Annotated in this window: 5 protein-coding genes; all 5 read left to right on the forward strand. The window is 36.9% G+C overall.

From position 1 onward, the window contains the following. Positions 1-6 precede the first annotated feature (6 nt). The 5 genes from E0Y80_RS18405 (at position 7) to E0Y80_RS18425 (ending at position 7,178) form a co-directional block, all read left to right on the forward strand. On the forward strand, positions 7-1,263 hold the full coding sequence (locus E0Y80_RS18405) for a hypothetical protein (RefSeq protein ID WP_156309122.1): 1,257 nt from the start codon (positions 7-9) through the stop codon (positions 1,261-1,263). Beyond that, the gene (locus E0Y80_RS18410; RefSeq protein WP_156309123.1) at positions 1,253-1,756 is read left to right on the forward strand and encodes a hypothetical protein; all 504 of its coding nucleotides are present in this window, start codon (positions 1,253-1,255) and stop codon (positions 1,754-1,756) included. The genes E0Y80_RS18405 and E0Y80_RS18410 overlap by 11 nt, the downstream gene beginning before the upstream one ends. A gap of 375 nt (positions 1,757-2,131) precedes the next feature. Further along, a complete protein-coding gene (locus E0Y80_RS18415) occupies positions 2,132-2,920 on the forward strand; it encodes a hypothetical protein (RefSeq protein WP_156309124.1) in 789 nt (262 codons plus the stop codon). A gap of 60 nt (positions 2,921-2,980) precedes the next feature. Then, on the forward strand, positions 2,981-3,643 hold the full coding sequence (locus E0Y80_RS18420) for a hypothetical protein (protein ID WP_156309125.1): 663 nt from the start codon (positions 2,981-2,983) through the stop codon (positions 3,641-3,643). Positions 3,644-3,674: 31 nt separating this feature from the next. After that, positions 3,675-7,178 (forward strand): hypothetical protein, encoded by a 3,504-nt coding sequence (locus E0Y80_RS18425; RefSeq protein WP_156309126.1) that lies wholly within the window; start codon positions 3,675-3,677, stop codon positions 7,176-7,178. Positions 7,179-7,207: the final 29 nt, after the last annotated feature.

A 7,207-nucleotide genomic window follows, 5' to 3' on the forward strand; every position in this document is an offset into this window, starting at 1 on the left:
TGTTGTATGGGAATCTTGGCTAAGATTAAAGGTCTCTATGAATTAAAGGAATCAATAGGAATCAGTATCTTCCTGGAACCTGACGGTCAATGCAGCTTTCATCTGAGTTACCTCAAAAAGACCAATGATGAGATTGAGATACTTTTAAATGAATCTTTTCAAAGTTGGGATACCTTATTGGAATTCTTACAAGATTACAAAGCCATTCCCATGGCCATCCAACTGCAGGGCAGGGGAGTGTTAATTAAGGAGATTCCAAAAACGGAAGAGATAACGGATAAATTTCTGGTCGATGTATTTCCCAATTTTACAAATGAAGGTTATCTTTTTACCTCTTTTAAAGGTTTTTCCAACGATTGGTTGAGTCTGATCAGAAAGGAACTCTACGTGGATATTCTGGAAAAATTCAATTCCCGGGGATATCCTGTCCTTCAGGTGTTTCTAGGTCCTTTTGTGAGTGAAAATATATTGGAATTAATGAATGGATATTCCGGGATATATAAGTTTGCGGGCCATGAAATTTCGGTAGATACCACCTCAGGGTTATGGGAATCTTATAAATTTGATCCTCAAGAAGGCCGTAGATTTCTATTAAAGATTCAGGGAACGGAGATGAAGGAAAATTACATCATCCCTTATGCCCTTGCCTTTTCGCTTCTGCTGCAGCCATATCTCGAGGATTATGCCGTTGAGGACCGGAATCTAGTTGACGAATTATACGAATACAGGCAAAAACTAAAATTAAAGGTTAATTTCATAGCCTTTCTCAGCATATTATTGGGATTGCTTCTAATCAATGCACTCCTATTTTCGCATTACAGTTCTAGGGTTGAATGGATGGATTCCAAATCCAAAGAGATTACCTTATCCCAAGGGGAATTGGATAGATTGAATGGAAGATCAATGCAAAACGATTCGCTCCTGAGGGAAATGGGATGGAATTCGGGCATCCCAAAATCATGGCTGATCAATCAGTTAATGTCATCCCTTAAGGGTAGGGATGGTTTGCAAATTCAGCGAGTTGATGTAAATCCTGCTTTGGAACGAAGATTATCCAGCAAACTAAATGAAAAAATAAATCCGTACCTGATTAAAATTTCGGGCAGTAGCCTTTCGCTGAATCAACTTGAAAATTGGACCAGGGCGCTTCGGAACCTACCTTGGGTAGAACAGGTCGAAATCAATAGGTTCGTTTCCCGCAACGACCCAAGGAGCAACTTGATGGACTTTATGTTAAATATGGAATACCGAAATGAACGTTAAGGATTGGACATACAGGAAGAAGAATATGGCACTGATTGTTTTGGTAATCGTTGCGCTATTAATATCCTGGTTTCTAGCTTTTGGAAAGACCTACTGGTTGATTCGTGATTATCATGGGATTGAGGATAATCTTGAAAATAACCCATGGATTCATTCGAATAAAAAAAGTGTTTCGGACAAGGTGATATTGCAGGATAGTTTGCTATCTCTCTATACCGCCGACTCCACGACCTGGAGCATTGGTCTGCTGTCGAATCTAAGTGATGCTATTAGGGAAGAGGAGGTAAGGGTGAATTTTGAAAATCACGAAATAAAAACCAACCATAAGATTCTGGAAAGGGAAGTGACATTAATTGGGACATACCAGGAAATTGAGAAATCTTTAAAGAACATTGAAAGTAAATTTTTTATTAAATCGGTTAAACTATATGTCGATAAAGGCTCATTAAAATGTCAGGTTTCACTAGCAGTAATCAAAGCAAGCAATGAATAATATTTTCCGAGGATTTACCCACATTATCGAAAATCTACAATCAAAATTATAGGGTCACATTGAATAAATGATTCTGACATCCTCAAATCCAGATGTTTTATCATTTTTAAGTATCGAATAAAACCCTAAGCTCTGTATTGAAAATACCCATTTTTAAGCAATTGTAAACAACAAATATTTTTTTTAAATTTTTCTTTTTTAATTTATTCTCAATATTTATCTTTACTCAGAATCAAATTATTAACAGTAATAACCTTCGAGTTGTTTGATGCGAAAAATTATTTTCTCGAACAACTGATTTAACTAATTTTCCGAAACTTTTAATGAGTTCCTGATATAAAGAAACAAACCGTCTAATTATATTAACCTATTTGTATGGATAAAATCTTCACGTCCTTTTTATTGATTGTGCTCTGTTCTAGCACATTGTCATTATTTGGACAGACATCTACGTTTGTCAAGAACATCAATGTCAGCATTAACAACAGGGTGGAGTTGACCAATGAAACCAATCAACCGTTAAAGATAGGTGGAATCTACCGGGTAAAAATGAATGTTCCCAATACGGGAACGAGATCGGGAGCAGAATATCTGGTCTGGTACGATGCCCCTGCCGGAATATGGAAGGTCAGGATGGTCAATGCCTCAGGTATCAATTCCAATCACCCGACATTGGAAATTGAGAATAATGTGGTCAAGGTTGCAACCCAACATGTTACTTCCTATGGCATCCGCATATTTTGCGAGTTTTACGATGTTGGCAGCGGCAATGTGCTGCCAGCTTTGCTGGGTTCTTCCTATCAATGGCAAAGACTGTCCAGTAAGATGTATTACCTAGATGGAAACGTTGGTATTGGCACCGAAAACCCCGCTGATAAATTTGAAGTCAATGGCGTTATCAAGGCCAAAGAAATCAAGGTGGTGGCAACAGGATGGCCGGATTATGTCTTTGAACCCGATTACCCTTTAAGTCCCTTGCCACAGGTAAAAAAGTTCATTGAGGAGAACGGTCACTTGCCCGAAGTTCCCAGTGCACGCACGATCGAAAATGAAGGGCTTTCGGTAGGAGAAATGAATAAGATTTTAATAAAGAAAATTGAAGAGTTAACACTTCACCAAATCAAATTGGAGGAAAGAATAACAGAACTGGAGAAAAGGCAATGATGATCTAAGAGCTGTTTTCACCAATTCAATTAAAAGCACTAACCAAAAACCAATTATTATATGAGAACGAATACCAAATATCTAAAGATAATTCTATCTTTTTTACCGTTCCTTTTTGGAACCATATTGACTTCCAAAGCTCAGAACCTCTTCCCCACGACCAAAAATAGTTATATCACAATTGATGGAGGTGGTATCAACCAACTGGCTCCGGTGACGACTGGCGGATGGGCTAGGGGCACAACTTATTTTAATTCGGATGGGACCAAAGGTTTTTTTAGTTTGGGAATGTTGGGTTCTGTAGGAAATCCTTCAAGGTTCTATCTTGCATTTGCTGAGAATTCCCCTTGGGCCAGTGAACTGGGGATGCATTTTCTTCCCAATGGAAATATAGGCGTTGGAACGGTTTCACCTGTTGCCAGATTAACCGTTAATGGAAACATCCTCGCAAAGGAAATAAAGATCAAAACGGATATCACGGTACCGGATTATGTCTTTGAACAGGATTATCAGATGATGTCACTTTCGGAGATCGAAGAATTTGTCGCCAAACATAAGCACCTTCCTGAAATCCCATCTGCCAAGGCTATTGAAAGGGATGGACTGGACGTGGCTGAGATGAATCTACTGCTATTAAAGAAGATAGAGGAACTAACGCTCCATTTGATCGAAAATGAGAAGGAATTGAAAAAAATTAAAATTTTATTGGGTGAACGTGATTAAGTATTCATTTTACAACAAATATTGAGGTTCTATGAGAAACATTGTAATTTTTCTTCTTTTTAATTTTTGCATATTGAATTCGTTTGGGCAGTATGCCGTGAATACCTTAGCTGAATATACTACCATTAATAAGCAATTTACCCCATTCCCCCAAATACAAACTGATGGAGTAGATCTCTATTCGGGAAAGTTAAATCTCTCCTATAGTTTATTAGGTGGTGTGGGGCAGCAGGACTTAAATAATATATTTCTGTCTTATTCAGGTGGCGGAGTAAGGGTTAATGAAGAAGCAAGTGAAATTGGGTTAGGATGGTCCATATATACGCACGCTACGATATCTCGAGAAGTACGTGGTTTAGGAGACTTTGAAGTAGTTGCCGGGGAGAATCATGGCTTTATCAATACCAGCATTTCACTTCCCACATACAATTCCTTTTTCACGACTGAATTACAAAATATTTTAACAGAGCACCTGTTCAATAAGTTTACGGATGATTCTTCGATTGCAACAACGTTTTACGATACAGAACCTGATGTTTTTACATTAAATTTAGGGGATCGATCAGTTACTTTTGTCTTGCCACAAAGGCTTGGTAGCAATTTAATTACTGCAAAGTTATTAAATAAAGAAGATAAGATAAAAATATTTTTTGATGTTCAAAATACAAATTTTACAGTTATTGATGAGTATGGAACGCAATATCTTTTTGATATCAAAGATTATACAGTGAGCTCATCTAAATCGTCTAATATGGGACCAAATTATGACGAATTATATCGTACTTCAACATTCCAGACCCCCTTATTGACAAACTGGCATGTCAGCCGCATGAAAAAGATAAATAATGAGGAATTTTTATATACTTATCAAAAGGTAAATAAAGGAGAGAGCCCTTCATCTAGTCATTCTTACAGTGTTGTAGCCTGTATTGATGGAATGCCTGACAAGATTTATGGAAATGGAGAAACGACATATACAGTATTCATAAATGAATCTGTAGTTCATCAATTAAAGAAAATTGTTTTCCCTAACGGGTACGTGGATTTTTTATACTCAAATAGGACAGATCTACCAATTTGTGGTTCACTTCCATATTATACCGATTTGCTCAAGCAGAGTATTCCCGGTGGTTCCACAACTACGAATTTTCAAAAGTTGGATAAAATTCAGCTTTTTAATAAATCAGGGGCTGTTATTAAAGAAATATCGTTTAATTTTTCTTATTTCAACCAAGGAAAAACATTTGTTTCCCACAATAGTAAAGAATTGAGGTTAAAGCTAGATAAAGCGCTAATTGGGCCGGAAGAGTTTAGTTTTGTTTATAATAAGTCCGATTCTTTACCTGACAAACTTAGTTGGTCCATGGATTACTTAGGCTTTTTTAACGGAAGATTGAACCCTACTTTAATTCCAAGTAACCATCTTAGATATTGGTGTTCGGCCAGTATTCATTGTAACAGCTGCTTTAGAGACATTTATTCTTTGAACCCCGACAAACGAGGAAACAGAACTCCTTCTCTGAATCATGCTAAGATCGGAAATTTGACGGAAGTTAGAAGTAAAATCGGTAAAGTGACAAAAATCGATTATGAGCTGAACAATTTTTTGTTGAGTAAATCAGATACCGTCAACTCAGGATATGATTTTGACAGTGAGAAAATTGAGGAATATGTGGCTCAGTATGCGTCTACAACTGTCCAAACAGATGTTTTTACGGTTAGTCAAAACTCAGGAGTATATATAGATTATCAAAGAATTTGCGGAGGGGATTTTAATAAACCGCAAGGTGAGAGCCATTATAAATGTGAACTTGAATTTGAAGATACTCAACAAATAGCTTACGAAATTGTCAATGCAAATACAAATGCAGTAGTTAGGACATTGTATCACTCCAGCCCTGATCCTACCACCGATCAATCTTTAGCACCTGGACAATATTTTGTTAGGTTCAAATCGCTGAAAGATCCATGGAATACCATTAACCTTCCGGGAAGTCCCGATCATGGAAAGCTTTATTATTTTGCTGCGAAAGTCATATTAAGAAAAAGCCAATTGGAGCAGAATGGGGGATGGCTCAATGTGAATTTTGCGGGATTAAGGGTTAAATCAATTAAGTACTATGATAACAATAACTTGGAAATTCAAAAGGATTATGAATATAATGAATTTGGTTCCAATAAATCCTCAGGAAATTTATCACATCCTTATATTAACTATTATGATAGATATGTTTCGCAGTCACATTCCCATGATATTCAAAGCTTGCCAAGTCATTCAACTCAGTTTTTTACTGTAAATTTTACATCTGATATCAATGTTTATGGGGGGAGCCAACCTAAAATTGGATATTCAAACGTCAGGGAATATTACAAAGAAGGGGCTAACTTTAATGGATATACTGATAATATATTCTATAATTTAAGGAATGAATATGCAATTGCTGACAAGGGTTCCCACAAACATCTTTTTCCTACCTTTGAAGAGGATATTCATAAAGCTACCTATAATTTTTATCCACTTAAAAGTTTCTATCATATAAATGGAAAACTAAAAAAAAGGAATTTTTTTAATCAGCAAAACCAATTGTTGGAACAGGAAAGTTTTGTTTATGAAAGCAATCAATTTGAATTTGGAAAGGCTGTACTAAATGGTGGTAAGGTATCATCCTTTACTATTGAAAATTATAATGACATTGGTGAATTGGCTAAAAGAGACGTTAAACTTGTTACTTATCAGCCCTATTTAATTTATGATAACACGAACCCATTGGTGAAAAAGATTCGAATCACCAATAGCAATTCGCTGATGGTCCTTAAGGAGGAAAGTTGGGCGTACAACAGTGTCAATTACAATCTATCGAATTATTCATTAAGAAATTCAGACAATAATGTTTTTAAAACTACTTATCTGTATCCAAACGATTTACAAGCTTCTGGAAGACCAAATATGAACATCTTGATTGAGAAGAATGTTCTGTTTAGACCAATAGAAACTTCAAATTATTTTAATGACAAACTAATTAATAAAGTTGCATTTGAATATTCACTTTTTCATCAGAAATTTATATTTCCTAGTAAAGAAACACATTTTTTGGATGGTATACAGGTCGGAAAACAATTTCTGTTTGATTATGAGCCAAATTCCGGGAACGTGATTTCTATTGTTAAGGTGAATGGCCCCTCTACGGTTTACCTGTGGGGCTATGGCGGTCAGTATCCTATCGCCAAGATCGAGAATGCAAGCTATGCTGAAGTACAGCAGGTATTAACCGCTTCGGAGATCAACTCCTTGAACCTGCCGGCCGTAAGTGATGCAACGGTTCAAACGATTACTTCCAAACTGAGAAATAGTGCGCTCATGAAAACAGCCTTGGTCACGAGCTACACGTACAAACCTTTGATAGGTATGACGAGCAAGACGGACCCTCGGGGGATCACGGAGCACTACGAGTACGACGGTTTCCAGCGCCTGAAGGACGTTCTCGACTTTGAGAAGAACGTGCTTACGGATTACCAGTACCATTACCGTCCCTAACCTACCAGAACGATGAAAAGACTACTGAA

This window comes from Sphingobacterium endophyticum (assembly GCF_009733535.1).
Classification (GTDB): domain Bacteria; phylum Bacteroidota; class Bacteroidia; order Sphingobacteriales; family Sphingobacteriaceae; genus Sphingobacterium; species Sphingobacterium endophyticum.

Bases quoted from the DNA above. Each gene is read 5' to 3' on its own strand.
- E0Y80_RS18420 (WP_156309125.1), top strand. From the start codon at position 2,981: ATGAGAACGAATACCAAATATCTAAAGATAATTCTATCTTTTTTACCG.
- E0Y80_RS18410 (WP_156309123.1), top strand. From the start codon at position 1,253: ATGAACGTTAAGGATTGGACATACAGGAAGAAGAATATGGCACTGATT.
- E0Y80_RS18415 (WP_156309124.1), top strand. From the start codon at position 2,132: ATGGATAAAATCTTCACGTCCTTTTTATTGATTGTGCTCTGTTCTAGC.
- E0Y80_RS18425 (WP_156309126.1), top strand. From the start codon at position 3,675: ATGAGAAACATTGTAATTTTTCTTCTTTTTAATTTTTGCATATTGAAT.
- E0Y80_RS18405 (WP_156309122.1), top strand. From the start codon at position 7: ATGGGAATCTTGGCTAAGATTAAAGGTCTCTATGAATTAAAGGAATCA.